At 60.5% G+C, this 16,361-nt stretch carries 13 protein-coding genes; 12 read left to right on the forward strand and 1 reads right to left on the reverse strand.

The annotated features are described in order from the left end of the window. The first annotated feature begins 33 nt into the window (after window positions 1-33). The 12 genes from H8F23_RS02695 (at window position 34) to H8F23_RS02750 (ending at window position 15,425) form a co-directional block, all read left to right on the forward strand. Window positions 34-1,203 carry an alginate biosynthesis protein Alg44 gene (locus H8F23_RS02695; RefSeq protein ID WP_093436280.1) on the forward strand — a complete coding sequence of 390 codons (1,170 nt, stop codon included), beginning with the start codon at window positions 34-36 and terminating at the stop codon, window positions 1,201-1,203. Between the two features lie 9 nt (window positions 1,204-1,212). After that, on the forward strand, window positions 1,213-2,718 hold the full coding sequence (gene algK / locus H8F23_RS02700; protein ID WP_324187875.1) for an alginate biosynthesis TPR repeat lipoprotein AlgK: 1,506 nt from the start codon (window positions 1,213-1,215) through the stop codon (window positions 2,716-2,718). After that, window positions 2,715-4,196, forward strand: a complete 1,482-nt coding sequence (locus H8F23_RS02705; RefSeq protein ID WP_194933340.1) for an alginate export family protein — start codon at window positions 2,715-2,717, stop codon at window positions 4,194-4,196. Before algK ends, H8F23_RS02705 begins: the two co-directional genes overlap by 4 nt. Before the next feature lie 26 nt (window positions 4,197-4,222). Next, window positions 4,223-5,794, forward strand: a complete 1,572-nt coding sequence (gene algG / locus H8F23_RS02710) for a mannuronan 5-epimerase AlgG (RefSeq protein WP_194933342.1) — start codon at window positions 4,223-4,225, stop codon at window positions 5,792-5,794. Window positions 5,795-5,804: 10 nt separating this feature from the next. Further along, a complete protein-coding gene (locus H8F23_RS02715) occupies window positions 5,805-7,265 on the forward strand; it encodes an alginate O-acetyltransferase (RefSeq protein WP_194933343.1) in 1,461 nt (486 codons plus the stop codon). 8 nt (window positions 7,266-7,273) lie between these two features. Then, window positions 7,274-8,398, forward strand: coding sequence for a mannuronate-specific alginate lyase (locus H8F23_RS02720; protein ID WP_093436266.1), 1,125 nt, complete (start codon window positions 7,274-7,276; stop codon window positions 8,396-8,398). Window positions 8,399-8,781: 383 nt separating this feature from the next. Further along, window positions 8,782-10,347, forward strand: a complete 1,566-nt coding sequence (locus tag H8F23_RS02725; protein ID WP_064118394.1) for an MBOAT family O-acyltransferase — start codon at window positions 8,782-8,784, stop codon at window positions 10,345-10,347. 10 nt (window positions 10,348-10,357) lie between these two features. Beyond that, complete coding sequence (locus H8F23_RS02730; RefSeq protein ID WP_194933345.1) at window positions 10,358-11,533, forward strand: alginate O-acetyltransferase; 1,176 nt, start codon at window positions 10,358-10,360, stop codon at window positions 11,531-11,533. A 14-nt stretch (window positions 11,534-11,547) separates the two neighbouring features. Continuing rightward, window positions 11,548-12,204, forward strand: coding sequence for an alginate O-acetyltransferase AlgF (locus tag H8F23_RS02735; protein WP_007914291.1), 657 nt, complete (start codon window positions 11,548-11,550; stop codon window positions 12,202-12,204). 207 nt (window positions 12,205-12,411) lie between these two features. After that, window positions 12,412-13,863 carry a mannose-1-phosphate guanylyltransferase/mannose-6-phosphate isomerase gene (locus tag H8F23_RS02740; RefSeq protein WP_194933346.1) on the forward strand — a complete coding sequence of 484 codons (1,452 nt, stop codon included), beginning with the start codon at window positions 12,412-12,414 and terminating at the stop codon, window positions 13,861-13,863. Window positions 13,864-14,100: 237 nt separating this feature from the next. Continuing rightward, the gene (locus tag H8F23_RS02745) at window positions 14,101-14,565 is read left to right on the forward strand and encodes a multidrug transporter (RefSeq protein WP_194933347.1); all 465 of its coding nucleotides are present in this window, start codon (window positions 14,101-14,103) and stop codon (window positions 14,563-14,565) included. A 35-nt stretch (window positions 14,566-14,600) separates the two neighbouring features. Beyond that, entirely contained in the window at window positions 14,601-15,425 is an 825-nt protein-coding gene (locus H8F23_RS02750) for an SDR family oxidoreductase (RefSeq protein WP_194933348.1), read from the forward strand. Window positions 15,426-15,478: 53 nt separating this feature from the next. Here H8F23_RS02750 and H8F23_RS02755 read toward each other — a convergent pair whose 3' ends face one another. Then, entirely contained in the window at window positions 15,479-16,360 is an 882-nt protein-coding gene (locus H8F23_RS02755; RefSeq protein ID WP_194933349.1) for a LysR family transcriptional regulator, read from the reverse strand. Window position 16,361: the final 1 nt, after the last annotated feature.

Here is a 16,361-nt window from a genome sequence, read left to right on the forward strand (position 1 = left end):
TGCCCCTATTGAATTAACAAGGAAATCGCTCCCATGAATACCGCCGTCAACGCCAACGTAGTGCATGAATCCGAAGCCCAGCGCCAACACGCCCGCGTGAAAATCCCGGCCAAACTGCGTTTCTTCGGCCCTGACCGGACGCCGGTCGAAGCGCGGGTCATCGACCTGTCGGCCGGTGGTCTGGCCTTCAACGCCGGGCAACTGCCGCTGACCATCGGCCAGGTGTACAAGGCGCGTCTGCAATTTGTCATCGACAACCTCGGCATCGCCATGGACGTTGAATTGCAGGTGCGTTCCTTCGACCGCCAGACCGGCCGCGCCGGCTGCCAGTTCCAGAATCTGGAACCGCAGGATATTTCCACCCTGCGCCACTTGATCACCTCGCACCTGGCCGGCGACATCGTCAGCATCGGCGAAGTGCTGGCGACCCTGCAGCGCGACAACTTCACCAAGGCGCGCAAGGTCAAGGACGGCGGCTCCGGCATGACTCCGTTCGGTCGCCTGAAAGCAGTGACGTTCAGCGCCGGCATCTTCGCCGTTGGCCTGGTCGCGGCGGGTTTCATTTTCAAATCGGTGTACAGCATGTACTTCGTCAGCCACGCGCAGGCCGGTCTGGTCAGCGTGCCGGGGATGAACATCACCATGCCGCGTGACGGCACCGTGCAGAGCCTGGTCAAGTCCGACGGCGTTGCAGCGAAAGGCGCGCCACTGGCGACCTTCAGCACCAGCATGCTCGACGTGCTCAAGGGCCATCTGGAAGAAGATCAACTGTCGCCGGCCAAGGTTGAAGAACTGTTCGGCAAGCAAATGACCGGCACCCTGACCTCGCCGTGCGATTGCACCGTGGCCCAGCAACTGGTGGCTGACGGTCAGTACGCCAGCAAGGGCGATGTGATCTTCCAACTGGTGCCGCGCAACACCCAGGCCACCGTCGATGCACGCTTCTCCTATCGCCAGTTCGGCGACGTGCGTCCCGGCACCCCGGTGAGCTTCCAGATTGCCGGCGAAGACAAGACCCGCACCGGCAAGATCGTCAGCAGCACCAGCCTGAAGAGCGCCGACCTGTCCTCCGACATCCGCGTACAGATCCAGCCTGACGAGCCGCTCGACAGCAGCTTGGCCGGCCGCCCGGTGGAAGTGAACAGCGACCGTGGCCCGAACCTGAACTGGCTGATCGACAAAGCCATGGCTGCCGGTCTTTAAGTCGAGGATATGCCTGTGACTACTCCTATCTTCAACACACCGCCGACCCTGTGGGAGCGAGCTTGCTCGCGATGGGAGCGCCGCGGTTTGTCTGATGTACCGAGTTGCCTGAATCGCGAGCAGGCTCACTCCTACATGGGAACAGTGTGTGCCTTGGCATTGGCGGTGAGTCTGGCCGGTTGTGCCGGCCTGCCCGATCAGCGTCTGGCCAACGAAGCGCTCAAACGTGGCGACACCGCCACCGCTGCGCAGAATTATCAGCAACTGGCCGATCTCGGTTACAGCGAAGCGCAAGTCGGCCTCGCCGATATCCAGGTCGACAGCCGCGACCCGGCGCAAATGAAACAGGCCGAAGCGACTTACCGCGCCGCCGCCAGTGTTTCGCCGCGTGCTCAGGCCCGTCTCGGCCGCTTGCTGGTGGCCAAGCCGGGTTCCACCGAAGCCGAGCACCACGAAGCCGAAAGCCTGCTGAAAAAAGCCGCCGCCAATGGCGAAGGCAACACGTTGATCCCGCTCGCGATGCTGTACCTGCAATACCCGCACAGCTTCCCGAACATCAACGCTCAGCAGCAGATCGATCAGTGGCGCAAATCCGGTTACCCGGAAGCCGGTCTGGCGCAGGTGCTGCTGTATCGCACTCAGGGCACCTACGACCAGCACCTGGATGACGTGGAAAAGATCTGCAAAACCGCGCTCAACACCACCGACATCTGCTACGTCGAACTGGCCACGGTCTATCAGAAACGTGCCCAGCCAGAGCAACAGGCCGAGCTGATCAAGCAGATGCAGGCCGGTTACAGCCGTGGCACCGTCACCGCACAACGCGTCGATTCCGTCGCCCGTGTATTGGCCGACTCGACCCTCGGCAAGACCGACGAGAAAACCGCGCAGTCGCTGCTGGAGCCGATCGCTCCGGGTTACCCGGCGTCGTGGGTGACCCTCGCACAACTGCTCTACGACTACCCGGAACTGGGCGACGTCGACCAGATGATGAAGTACCTCGACAACGGCCGCGCCGCCGACCAGCCACGCGCCGAGCTGTTGCTGGGCAAGCTCTACTACGAAGGCAAACTGGTCCCGGCCGACGCCAAAGTCGCCGAAGAACATTTCCAGAAAGCCGTTGGCCGCGAAGTCGCCGCCGACTACTACCTCGGCCAGATCTATCGCCGTGGTTACTTGGGCAAGGTCTATCCGCAGAAGGCCCTCGACCACCTGCTGACCGCTGCGCGCAACGGCCAGAACAGCGCCGACTTCGCCATCGCCCAGCTGTTCTCCCAAGGCAAAGGCACCAAGCCCGACCCGCTCAACGCCTACGTGTTCAGCCAATTGGCCAAAGCACAAAACACCCCGCAAGCCGATGAGCTGGCGACCACCCTCGCCGCGCAACTGCCGCCCGAGCGTCTGGCCGAAGCCCAGCGTCTGCTGCAACAAGAGCAAGCCAGCCGTGGCGCTCTGAACCCGAACACGCTGCAACTGCACGCCCTGCAAGAAGAAGACGGCGAGGAAAAATTATGAAGTTGAATCCATTCGTGAAGGCCGGCATTGGCCTTTCGTTCGCGCTGATCTGGTCTTGCCCGACACTGGCCGCGATGACTGAAACCAAGAACTTCGGCCTGGAAGTGAAAGTCACCGGCCAGTCCGAAGACGACCGTGACCTCGGCACCGCCGGTGGCGGCGACGTCAATGGCGTCGGCCTCGACCTGCGTCCATGGATCTACGGCGAAAGCGGCGCGTGGAGCGCCTACGCCATGGGCCAGGCCGTGACCTCGACCGACATCATTGAAACCGACACCCTGCAACAATCCGACGGTGAACAAGCCACCGACAACAGTGATCGCAAAACCAAGAAAAACTACCTGGCGATGCGCGAGTTCTGGGTCGGCTACAGCGGCCTCACCCCGTACCCGGGCGAGATGCTCAAGTTCGGTCGCCAGCGTCTGCGCAATGACGACGGCCAATGGCGCGACACCAATATCGAAGCGCTGAACTGGACCTTCGACACCACCCTGTTGCGCGCCAACGCCGGTGTTGCCGAACGCTTCAGCGAATACCGCACCGACCTCAAAGAGCTGGCGCCGAAAGACAAGGATCGCCTGCACGCCTACGCCGATGCCGCTTACCAGTGGACGCCGGGGCAATGGGTCGGCATTCGCGGTCATCACACCCACGATGACGGCAAACTCGATTACGCCGAACCGGGCGTCCCGCGCGATTCGCTGGATAAAACCCAGAACGGCGACATCAGCTGGCTCGGCCTGACCGCCGACAGCGACGCCTACAACTGGCGCAACACCAACACCGTCAACTACTGGGGCAGCATCACCGGCATGAGCGGCGACCGTGACACGGTCAATGCGCTGAACGCCGATGGTTCGCGCCCGGCGCAAGCCAAGCGCAGCGATGACGTCAACGGCTGGGCCACCGACATCGGTGTGCGCCTGCGCCTCGATCCGCAATGGCAAGTCGGCGGTGCCTATGCCCGCGCCAGCGCCGATTACGAACAGAACGGTCTGGAGAGCAACCGCTCCAACTACACCGGTACTCGTTCGCGTGTGCACCGTTTCGGTGAAGCCTTCCGTGGCGAAATGAACAACATGCAGACCGCCACCCTGTTCGGTTCGTGGATGGTCAACGATGAGTACGACGCCAGCCTGATCTACCACAAGTTCTGGCGTGTCGACGGCAACAAGCCGGTGGGCAGCAACGGCATCAATGCCGTGGAAAACAACACCGACGACGCCACCGGCGCGATTCTCTCCAGCACCTCGCTGCCGCTTGAAGACGGCAACAAGGACCTGGGTCAGGAGATGGACCTGGTTGTCACCAAGTACTTCAAGCAAGGCCTGTTGCCGGCGGCGTTGAGCCAGTCGATCGACGAGCCTTCGGCCCTGGTGCGCTTCCGTGGCGGTGTGTTCAAACCGGGCGATGCCTACGGCAAGCAGGTTGATTCGTACATGCACCGCGCGTTCATCGACGTGATCTGGCGCTTCTGATGCAAACCGCCAAGGGAGTGCCCGACATGATCAGCACCAGGATAGGCTCACTCAGCCTGCTGGCCGGCGCGATGCTGCTGGCCAGCGCAGGCGCCTTCGCCAATGTGGAGCCGGCAAAGCCTGCGACCACGGCCAAAGAGCTGCAACAGGCCAAGACGTACACCGTCAGCAGCGCACCCACCGACGCGCTGAATCTGGCCGCGCCGAAACTGCCCGACCTGTCCGGCTTCACCGCCGAGGCCGCTGCGGCGAAAATCGTCCGCAGCAAACCGGGCAAGATCAGCGTGCGCCGGATGATGCAGGAAGACGCCCTTAAGGACTTCATCGGCGGCGATAACAAGATGGCCGAATGGGTGGTGCGTCAGCACGGCATCCCGCAGGCGATCTTCGTCGACGACGGCTACATGAACCTCAAGGATCTGGCGCAGAAACTGCCAAAGCAGTATTTCAGCGAGACCGCGCCGGGCGTTTACCTGGCGAAGTTGCCGATCGTCGTTGGCCGTAAAGGCATCCTCGAAATCGACGGCCAGACCCAGGAATTGCGCCTGTCGCAAGAAGCCGGCTCGTTCCTGGTCAACGACGGCCAGTTGTTCGTACGTGACACCAAAATCACTGGCTGGCGCGAGAAGGACAACGGCCCGGCGACCTTCCGTTCGCCGAAGGAATTCCGTCCGTTCCTGCTCGCCTGGGGCGGCACCGAGACCTACATCGTCAACAGCAAGATGGCCAGTTTCGGCTACGCCAACAGTAAGTCGTACGGGGTGAGTATTTCCCAGTACACGCCGAACATGGCCAAGGTGCTCAAGCGTCCTGAACCGACCGGCTGGATCGTCGGCTCCGAATTCTCCGACATGTGGTACGGCTTCTACTGCTACGAGACCCGCGACTTCGTGGTCAAGGGCAACACCTACAAAGACAACATCGTCTACGGCATCGACCCGCACGACCGTTCCCACGGCCTGATCATTGCCGAGAACACCGTTTACGGTACGAAGAAGAAGCACGGGATCATTATTTCCCGTGAGGTCAACGACAGCTTCATCTTCAACAACAAAAGCTACGACAACCACCTCTCAGGCCTGGTGATCGACCGTAACAGCGTCAACAACATCATTGCCTACAACGAGATCTACAAGAACCACACCGACGGCATCACCCTCTATGAGTCCGCCGACAACCTGCTGTGGGGCAACAAGGTCATCAGCAACAAGCGCCACGGCATCCGCATTCGTAACAGCGTGAACATCCGCCTCTACGAAAACGTCGCCATGGCCAACGGTTTGACCGGTGTCTACGGCCACATCAAAGACCTCACCGACACCGACCGTGACATCAAGCTCGACCCGTTCGATGCACAGGTGTCGCTGATCGTCGTCGGCGGTGAGCTGGCGGCGAATGGCAGCGGCCCGCTGTCGATCGATTCGCCGTTGAGTGTCGAGCTGTATCGCGTGTCGATGCTGGCGCCGACCAAATCCAGCGGCATCAGCTTCAATGGCATCCTCGGCGAGCGCCAGGATGAAATTCTCGACCTGCTGGTGCGCCAGCAGAAAGCCGTGCTGATCGACCCTGTCGAACGCCAGACCGAAATGCGGGACTGAGGATAATTTTATGCACCCACACTTGATCAGATTACTCAGCCTGTCGGCCCTGACCGTGGGCATTCTCGCGGCCAGCAACGGCGCCCGCGCCGATGAAGGCGCCGCGGCCACACCGCCGAAGTTCAGCGCCGAACCGTGCTGCAACCTGTGCCCGGCGGCGCATGACGCGAAGAATTACACCACGCGTTATCAGCAAAACTTCACCACCCTGGTGCAGGCGCAAGGCGACTGGTTGTTCCGCACGCAGGAAGACCTGCGCACCGAATTCAACACCACCCCGGCCGGCTACAAACGCCTGCAACAACTGCACGATGCGTTCAAGGCCAAAGGCGTCGAGCTGGTGATCGTTTACCAGCCGACCCGTGGTCTGGTGAACCGCAACAAGCTCAATCCGCAGGAAAAAGCCGCGTTCGATTACGAGAAAGCGCTGGGTAATTACAAGACCATGCTCGGCCGTTTCGCCAAGATGGGTTACGTGGTGCCAGACCTGTCGCCGCTGACCAACGAATCGCTGCCGGACACCCTGCCCGCCCACGATTTCTACTTCCGCGGCGACCAGCACTGGACCCCTTACGGCGCACAGCGCACGGCGAAAATCGTTGCCGAGAAGGTCAAGCAGATCCCGGCCTTCGCCGACATTCCCAAGCGTGAATTCGAAACCAAGCGCTCCGGGCGCATGGGCAAGACCGGCACCCTGCACAACATGGCCGGGCAACTGTGCGGCACCAGTTACGCGATCCAGTACATGGATCAGTTCACCACCGAGCCGAAAGGCGAAGCAGGCGATGGCGACCTGTTCGGCGATTCCGGCAACCCGCAAATTACCTTGGTCGGTACTTCGCACAGCGGCAAGAACTACAACTTCGCCGGCTTCCTCGAAGAAGCCATCGGCGCTGACATTCTCAACGTCGCCTTCCCCGGCGGTGGCCTGGAAGGTTCGATGTTGCAGTACCTGGGCAGCGACGAATTCCAGAAGACCCCGCCGAAAATTCTCATCTGGGAATTCTCGCCGCTGTATCGCCTCGACCAGGAGACCATCTATCGCCAGATGATGTCCCTGCTCGACAACGGCTGCGAAGGCAAAGACGCACAGATGTCCGCGAGCACCACGCTCAAGCCGGGCGGCAAACAAGAACTGCTGGTCAACAGCAAGAACCTGAACCTGCAGAACAGCAGCCATCAGGTCGACATCCGCTTCGCCGACCCTTCGGTGAAAACCCTGCAAGCCACCCTCTGGTACATGAACGGTCGCCACGAGGACATCAAGATCGAGAAACCGGAAACCTCCGACACCGACGGTCGTTTCGCCTTTGAGCTGCGCACGGACGAAGACTGGGCCTCGCAAAACCTGCTGGCGGTCGAAGTCCAGGGTCCGGAAGCGGGCACCGCGCCGCAGAAAGTCGAAGCGAAAATCTGCAAACGCAACGTATTCCCGGGCGCTGGGCAACAAACCGCTCAGGTCGGGCAATGAGGTCTGCTATGCGAAACTCGAAACTGAAAACTCTTTTAGCGCCGACGCTGCTCGGGCTGGCGATCTTCGCCGGCACCGCGCAGGCCGCCGCGCCACTGCGTCCACCCCAGGGCTATTTTGCGCCTGTGGATAAATTCAAGACCGGTGACAAAAGCGAAGGCTGCGACGCGATGCCGACGCCGTACACCGGGCCGCTGCAATTTCGCAGCAAATACGAAGGTTCGGACAAGGCTCGCGCAACGCTGAACGTGCAGTCAGAAAAAGCCTTTCGCGACACCACCAAAGACATCACCACGCTGGAACGCGGCACCGCCAAACGGGTGATGCAGTTCATGCGCGACGGTCGTCCGGAACAGCTCGACTGCACACTGAACTGGCTGACCGCGTGGGCCAAGGCCGATGCGTTGATGTCGAAAGACTTCAACCACACCGGCAAGTCGATGCGCAAATGGGCGTTGGGCAGCATGGCCTCTTCGTACATTCGCCTGAAATTCTCCGACTCGCATCCGCTGGCGCAGCATCAGCAGGAAGCGCAGTTGATCGAGGCGTGGTTCAGCAAAATGGCTGACCAGGTCGTCAGCGACTGGGACAACCTGCCGCTGGAAAAAACCAACAACCACTCGTACTGGGCCGCCTGGTCGGTGATGGCGACGTCAGTCGCGACCAACCGCCGCGACCTGTTTGACTGGGCAGTGAAGGAATACAAGGTCGGCGTCAATCAAGTCGATGCCGACGGCTTCCTGCCGAACGAACTCAAGCGCCAGCAGCGCGCCCTCGCCTATCACAACTACGCCCTGCCGCCACTGGCGATGATCGCCAGTTTCGCCCAGGTCAATGGTGTCGATCTGCGTCAGGAAAACAACGGCGCGCTGAAACGTCTCGGTGACCGGGTGTTGTCGGGGGTGAAAGACCCGGACGAATTCGAGAAGAAGAACGGCAAAGAGCAGGACATGACCGATCTGAAAGAGGACATGAAATTCGCCTGGCTCGAACCGTTCTGCACGCTCTACACCTGTGCGCCGGATGTGATCGAGAAGAAGCACGGCATGCAGCCGTTCAAGACCTTCCGGCTGGGTGGCGACCTGACCAAGGTCTATGACCCGTCGCATGAGAAGGGCAACAAAGGCTCATAAAGCAAAAGCCCCTCACCCTAACCCTCTCCCAAAGGGAGAGGGGACTGACCGAGGTGGCTGTACGAGTTACGCCGAAATGAAATACCGAGTTGATCTCAGGTGTTGAAAAAACAACCGAGATCAGGCGGCACAGAAATACCGAGTCGATCTCAGGTGTTGAAAAACAATCGAGATCAGGCTGCACAGAAATACCGGGTCGATCTCCATTTTTGAAAACCATGGAGATCAGGCTCCCTCTCCCTCCGGGAGAGGGCGGGGGGTGAGGGGCGCGGTCTGAAGGCCTCCCCGAAACCTCAAGCAGACACGCATCACCCCTCCACTACCACGGGGGGTTTGGGGGGGCTTTGGCCCTTGACTGTTGGTTCAAACATGGAGAGATCGGGATGGTATTTTCATCCAACGTGTTCCTGTTTCTGTTCTTGCCGATCTTTCTCGGCTTGTACTACTTGAGCGGGCAACGCTATCGCAACCTGCTGCTGCTGATCGCCAGCTACGTGTTCTACGCCTGGTGGCGTGTGGACTTCCTCGCGCTGTTCGCGGCCGTCACGCTGTGGAACTACTGGATCGGCCTTAAAGTCGGTGCCGCCGGTGTGCGGACCAAACCGGCGCAGCGCTGGCTGTTGCTTGGCGTCGCGGTGGACCTGTGCATCCTCGGCTACTTCAAGTACGCCAACTTCGGCGTCGACAGCATCAACGCGATGATGACGTCGGTCGGTCTTGAGCCGTTCATCCTCACCCACGTGCTGTTGCCGATCGGTATCTCGTTCTACATCTTCGAGTCGATCAGCTACATCATCGACGTGTATCGCGGCGACACCCCGGCCACGCGCAACCTGATCGACTTCGCGGCATTCGTGGCGATCTTCCCGCACCTGATTGCCGGCCCGGTGTTGCGTTTCCGCGACCTCGCCGACCAGTTCAACAACCGCACGCACACCCTCGACAAGTTCTCCGAGGGCTGCACGCGGTTCATGCAGGGTTTCATCAAAAAGGTCTTCATCGCTGACACCCTCGCGGTGGTCGCTGACCATTGCTTCGCCCTGCAAAACCCGACCACCGGCGACGCCTGGCTTGGCGCGCTGGCGTACACCGCGCAGCTGTATTTCGACTTCTCCGGTTACAGCGACATGGCCATCGGTCTGGGCTTGATGATGGGTTTCCGTTTCATGGAAAACTTCAAGCAGCCGTACATCAGCCAGTCGATCACCGAGTTCTGGCGTCGCTGGCACATCAGCCTGTCGACCTGGCTGCGTGACTATCTGTACATCACCCTCGGCGGTAACCGTAAAGGCACGCTGATGACCTATCGCAACCTGTTCCTGACCATGCTCCTCGGCGGTCTGTGGCACGGCGCGAACATCACCTACATCGTCTGGGGCGCCTGGCACGGCATGTGGCTGGCGATTGAAAAAGCGCTGGGCCTGAACACCTCTCCGCGCAGCCTCAACCCGATTCGCTGGGCGCTGACCTTCCTGCTCGTGGTCATGGGCTGGGTAATCTTCCGTGCCGAAAATCTGCACGTTGCCGGTCGTATGTACGGCGCAATGTTCAGCTTTGGCGACTGGTCGCTGTCGGAACTCAATCAGGCCAGCCTCACCGGTCTGCAAGTGGCGACTCTGGTTGTTGCGTACGTGACGCTGGCGTTCTTCGGTCTGCGTGATCTGTACACCAATCAGCCGCCAGCCAAGACCAAGCCTGAAGTCAACGTCGAGGCCAACGGCCCTGCCACCGCGACCCCGGGAATGATCAAAGCCGCACCCGGCGAAAACCCGGCGAGCATCCATGAGCCTGGCTACACCGTCGGCGTCGAAGCCCAGGTGCAACCGGCCTACTGGAGTGCGGACTGGTCGCGCTACGTGATGCGCGGCCTGATCCTGCTGCTGTTCATCGCCTCGATTCTCAAACTCTCGGCGCAAAGCTTCTCGCCGTTCCTTTACTTCCAGTTCTGAGGGATCTGACATGACCCGCTCATTACGCATCTTCTACATCGCCCTGTTCCTGGTGACCCTGTTGGTCCTCGGTGTGTGGTCGGTTCGCAGCTTCTTCGGCTTCAGCACCAATGCCGAGGCGACGGTGCTTAACGGCCGCTGGACCAAGGCTGTGGAAACGCATTACGACGATGAATTCCCGATCAAGCGTCTGGGCACCAACCTCTGGGCCGCGCTGGATTTCAAACTGTTCAACGAAGGTCGTCCGGGCGTGGTGCTCGGTCGCGATCAGTGGTTGTACAGCGATGAGGAATTCAACCCGATCGTCAACGAAGAGCTGAACCTGCAAGGCAACTACGCGCTGGTCGAAGGCGTACGCCAGACCCTGAAAGCGAAAGGCGTGAAACTGGTGATGGCGATCGTGCCGGCCAAGGTTCGTCTGTACCCGGAGCATCTGGGTGAAGTGAAACCGGCGAGCATCCACGAAAACCTCTATCAGGATTTCCACCAACGTGTGGCGGCCGACAAGATCCTCGCCCCGGACCTGCTCAAGCCATTGCAACAGGCCAAGCAGAACGGTCAGCAAGTGTTCCTGCGCACCGACACCCACTGGACGCCGGAAGGCGCCGAGATCGCCGCCAACACCCTGGCGAAAACCATCGCCGACAAGTTCCCGCTCAGCGGCGAGCCGCAGCGCTTCGTCACCACGCCAGCCGAGAAGGTCACGCACAAGGGCGACCTGCGTCTGTTCCTGCCGCTTGATCCGCTGTTCGAAAACCTGATGCCGGCGCAAGAGCCACTGCAAAAGCGCAATACCGTCGCAGCGGGCGATCAGCCTGTCGGTGACGACGCGCTGTTCGCCAGCAATGAAGTGCCGGTGGCACTGGTTGGCACCAGCTACAGCGCTAACCCGAACTGGAACTTCGTCGGTGCACTGAAACAAGCGCTGCACAGCGACGTGGTGAGCTACGCCGAAGACGGCCACGGCCCGATCCTGCCGATGCTCAGCTACCTGAAAAGCGATGACTTCAAGAACAGCCCGCCACAGGTGCTGATCTGGGAGTTCCCTGAACGATATCTGCCTGTGAACAACGAAATCGGCGACGCCGACCCGCAGTGGGTCGCAGAGCTTAAACAAGCCGGCGCGCGCCAACAAAACGTAGCAATCAACACTAAATCCGAGACGCCCGATCGGGCGCAAAACTGAAAGAGAGGTACACCATGACTTTCACGACTACTCCTCGTCGTCTCGCTAAAAGCTTCGCACTGGTTGCTGGCCTCAGCGTGCTCTCCGTCCCAGCCTTCGCCGGTGGCGATGCCGCGCTGTACGGCCCGACCGCACCGAAAGGCTCGACCTTCGTGCGTGTCTACAACGCCAGCAACGCTGAAGTCAGCGCCACCGTTGGCAGCACCAACCTGAGCGACGTTGCGCCACTGGCCAGCAGCGACTTCAGCTTCATGCCGGGCGGTGATTACAGCGCCAAGGTCGGCAGCCAGACCCTGCCGGTGAAACTCGCCGGTGACCACTACTACACCCTGGTCAACAACGCTTCCGGCGCGCCGCAACTGATCGAAGAGCCGCCGTTCAAGAACAAGCAGAAATCCCTGGTGCGCGTGCAGAACCTCAGCGACAAGCCGCTGACCCTGAAGACCGCCGACGGCAAGACCGACGTGGTGCCGAACGTGGCCGCCAAGGGCCGTGGCGAACGTGAAATCAACCCGGTGAAAGTCAGCCTGGCGCTGTACGAAGGTGACAAGAAAGTCGGCGACGTGAAACCGGTCGCCCTGGAGCGCGGTGAAGCGGCGGTGCTGTACGTCACCGGCAGCGGCAGCAGCCTGTCGCCAGTCTGGGTGAAACGCCCGGTATCGACTCGCTAATCATTTTTCCGATGAGACGCTGACCCCTGTAGGAGCTGCGGCACGCTGCGATCTTTTGACTTTGTTTTTGAAGATCAAGATCAACAGATCGCAGCCTTCGGCAGCTCCTACAGGGGAATGCGGCGGCCTCTCGGTACGAGACAAAAACAAGAGTGAAACGACACAGCGTTCGTGCCTCTAACCAATCGATTTTATGGAGTAAACAATATGATTCCGGTGATCTTGTCAGGTGGTAGCGGTTCGCGTCTCTGGCCGCTTTCGCGTAAGCAGTTCCCTAAGCAATTCCTCGCCCTGACCGGCGAACACACCCTGTTCCAGCAGACCCTCGAGCGCCTGGTGTTCGAAGGCATGGACACCCCGATCGTGGTCTGCAACAAGGATCACCGCTTCATCGTCAACGAGCAGTTGGCCAATCGCAATCTGGAATGCCAACGCATCCTCATGGAACCGTTCGGCCGCAACACTTCGCCGGCCGTAGCGTTGACTGCGATGATGCTGGTCAATGAAGGCCGTGACGAACTGATGCTGGTGCTGCCGGCCGACCACGTGCTGGAAGACCAGAAAGCGCTGCAACGCGCCCTCGCTCTGGCCACCGTCGCCGCCGAAAACGGCGAAATGGTCCTGTTCGGCGTGCCGGCAACCAAACCGGAAACCGGCTACGGCTATATCAAATCCACCGGCGACTCGCTGCTGCCCGAAGGCGTCAGCCGCGTTTCGCACTTCGTCGAGAAACCTGACGTCAAACGTGCCACTGAGTACGTCGAGTCCGGCGGTTACTACTGGAACAGCGGCATGTTCCTGTTCCGCGCCAGCCGCTTCCTCGAAGAACTGAAAAAGCACGACCCGGACATCTACGACACCTGCCTGCTGACCCTCGAGCGCAGCCAGCAGGACGCCGACACCATCACCTTCGACGAAGCCACCTTCGCTTGCTGCCCGGACAACTCCATCGACTACTCCGTCATGGAAAAAACCCAGCGCGCCTGCGTGGTGCCACTGACCGCCGGCTGGAGCGATGTCGGTTGCTGGTCGTCGCTGTGGGAAGTCAACGAGAAAGACGCCAACGGCAACGTCACCAAAGGCGATGTGGTTATTCAGGACAGCAAGAACTGCATGATCCACGGCAACGGCAAACTGGTGTCGGTGATCGGTCTGGAAAACATCGTCGTGGTCGAAACCAAAGACGCCATGATGATCGCCCACAAAGACAAGGTTCAGGGCGTCAAGCAGATGGTCAACACGCTCAACGAGCAAGGCCGCAGCGAAACCCAGAACCACTGCGAGGTCTATCGTCCGTGGGGTTCGTATGACTCGGTGGACATGGGCGGGCGTTTCCAGGTCAAGCACATCTCGGTGAAACCGGGCGCATGCCTGTCGCTGCAGATGCACCACCACCGCGCCGAGCACTGGATCGTGGTCAGCGGCACTGCTGAAGTGACCTGCGATGAAAACGTGTTCCTGCTCTGCGAGAACCAGTCGACCTACATCCCGATCGCCTCGGTGCACCGCTTGCGCAACCCGGGCAAGATCCCGCTGGAAATCATCGAAGTGCAATCGGGTTCGTACCTGGGTGAAGACGATATCGAACGTTTCGAAGATATCTACGGTCGCTCCACCCCGATCGAACGCGGCGTGTCGGTGAAGACCATCGCGCAATAACTGATCGATAAAACAAGAAGCCCCCGTCCAGCCCGCTGCGTCCCCTATCCGCAGCGGGTTGGGCGGGGGCTTTTTTTTAGAATCAGAAGATCGCAGCCTGCGGCAGCTCCTACAGGACAAACGCGTTCCAACTGTAGGAGCTGCCGCAGGCTGCGATCTTTTGACTTTGCCCTGCCCATCGCCAACCTCACCTACGCTTAGGTAGGATGACCCTCTCTCTTTTCGAGGTTGTGCGACATGTTCATCGGCATTCTGCTGGTCATCACCTGGCTGATCCTCCTGCTGCGCTATCCGGCCAAAGCCCTGCCGGTGTCGGTGGCGGCGGCGATTGGCCTGGGTTTCGTGGCCATGTGGGTGGTGTGGCTGGACAACCGCGAGATCAAGCAACTGGCGCGCCTTGAGATGCGTATCAGCTATGCACCGGACCAATGCCCGGCAGATCGTCCGCTGCAACTGAAAATGAAAAACGGCAACGACGTGCCCCTGACCGAACTGCGCTGGCGCATTGCAGCCTATGCGCCGGGCGACACGGTCAATCTGGCCGACAACCAATACACCGCCCCGCGCTATCGTGGCCCCGGCGAATTGCAGGCCGGCGGCGAATGGGAAGACTGCCTGCCGATGCCGCCCCTGCGCCCCGGTTATCGCCCGCAAACCCTGGAGTTTCGCGCCGAGCGATTGCAGGGTAGTTTCTCCGACTAATCCCCCTCCCCCATTTGTTGCACAAGGAATGCGCCATGCCCGTTGCGTTGATTACCGGTTGTTCCAGCGGCATCGGCCGCGCCCTCGCCGATGCGTTCAAAACCGCCGGATACGAAGTCTGGGCCAGTGCGCGCAGGACTGAAGACGTGGCGGTGCTGGCGTCAGCCGGGTTCACCGCCGTGCAACTCGACGTCAATGACAATGCGGCGCTGGAACAACTCGCCGAGCGGATCAACCAGCAACACGGCGGCCTCGATGTGCTGATCAACAACGCCGGCTATGGCGCTATGGGACCGCTGCTCGATGGCGGTGTGACGGCCATGCAGCGCCAGTTCGAAACCAACGTGTTTTCGATTGTCGGCGTCACCCGCGCGCTGTTCCCGGTGCTGCGCCGGGCCAAGGGGCTGGTGGTGAATATCGGCAGTGTTTCAGGGGTTCTGGTCACACCGTTCGCCGGTGCGTACTGCGCCTCGAAAGCGGCAGTGCATGCTTTGAGCGATGCCTTGCGCATGGAACTGGCACCATTCGGCATTCGCGTCATGGAGGTTCAACCGGGGGCAATCCAGTCGAGTTTTGCCAAGAACGCCGGGCATGAAGCCGAACAGTTGATCAATGAACAATCGCCGTGGTTTCCACTGCGTGAGGGCATTCGCGCGCGGGCCAAGGCGTCGCAGGACAAGCCGACCCCGGCCAGTGAGTTTGCCGCTGAACTGTTGAAGGCTGTGCAGCAGAGCAAACCGCCGCGGTTGATCCGCATTGGTAATGGCAGCCGGGCGTTGCCGTTGTTGGCGGCGTTGCTGCCTAAAGGGTTGCTGGAGTCGACATTGATGAAGCGGTTCGGGTTGCGCGCAAAGCTCTGAGACCGGGTTGACGCTTTCGCGAGCAGGCTCGCGGAGGCCAGATCAGCCAACACTCATCCCCAGCCTTTCATGAAATCAATGAACGCCCGCACTTTCAGCGGCAAATGCCGGGTGTCCGGGTACAGCGCATACACCCCCTGCTGCGCAAACCGGTAATCCACCAGCAAACGCTGCAAACGCCCGGCATCGAGATCGTCCTGAATCAACCATTGCGGCAGTATCGCCACACCCTGCCCAGTCAATGCAAAGGCCCGCAGCGTTGCCGAGTTATCCGCAACAATCGCGGTGGTCCCCGGTTTAGGCTGATAGAAATGCTCCACGCCGGCCGGATCGCTCACGGTCATTTCCGGCACCCGCCCATGCCCTAACGTCGGCATCGACTCCAGCGTGGCCAGCGTGGCCACCGGCGCAAAGCGTTCGACCAACCCCGGCGCCGCCACTGCAAATACCTCGAACGTCGATAACTGCACCGCGCGCAGATTGGAGTCGTGCATGCGCCCCAGACGAATCGCCAGGTCAAACCGCTCGGAAATCAGGTCGGCATGGGTCGATGATGTGGACAAATGAATATTCAGTTGCGGTTGCTGCTGGCGAAACACTTCCAGCGCCGGCACCACCTGGGCCAGGGCAAATTCGACAGTCGTGGTGATGCGCAATGTGCCCTTGAGTTGTGCGTGCTCCGAACGCGCCTCTTCGATCGCCAGCCGCGCCTCATCCAGCGTGCGCAAACAGCGTCGATAAAAGCGCTCACCGGCATCGGTCAGCGCCAGTTGCCGCGTATTGCGGGTGAGCAAGGTCACGCCCAGCTCCTCCTCCAGGCGCTTGAGATTGAAACTGACCACGGCACGCGTTTGCCCCAATGTGTCGGCAGCAGCCGTGAGTGATCCCGCCTCGACCACCGCTTTGAAGGTGTCAAACCGATCCAGACTGACCATA

Origin of the sequence: Pseudomonas neuropathica (assembly GCF_015461835.1) — a bacterium.
Lineage (GTDB): Bacteria > Pseudomonadota > Gammaproteobacteria > Pseudomonadales > Pseudomonadaceae > Aquipseudomonas > Aquipseudomonas neuropathica.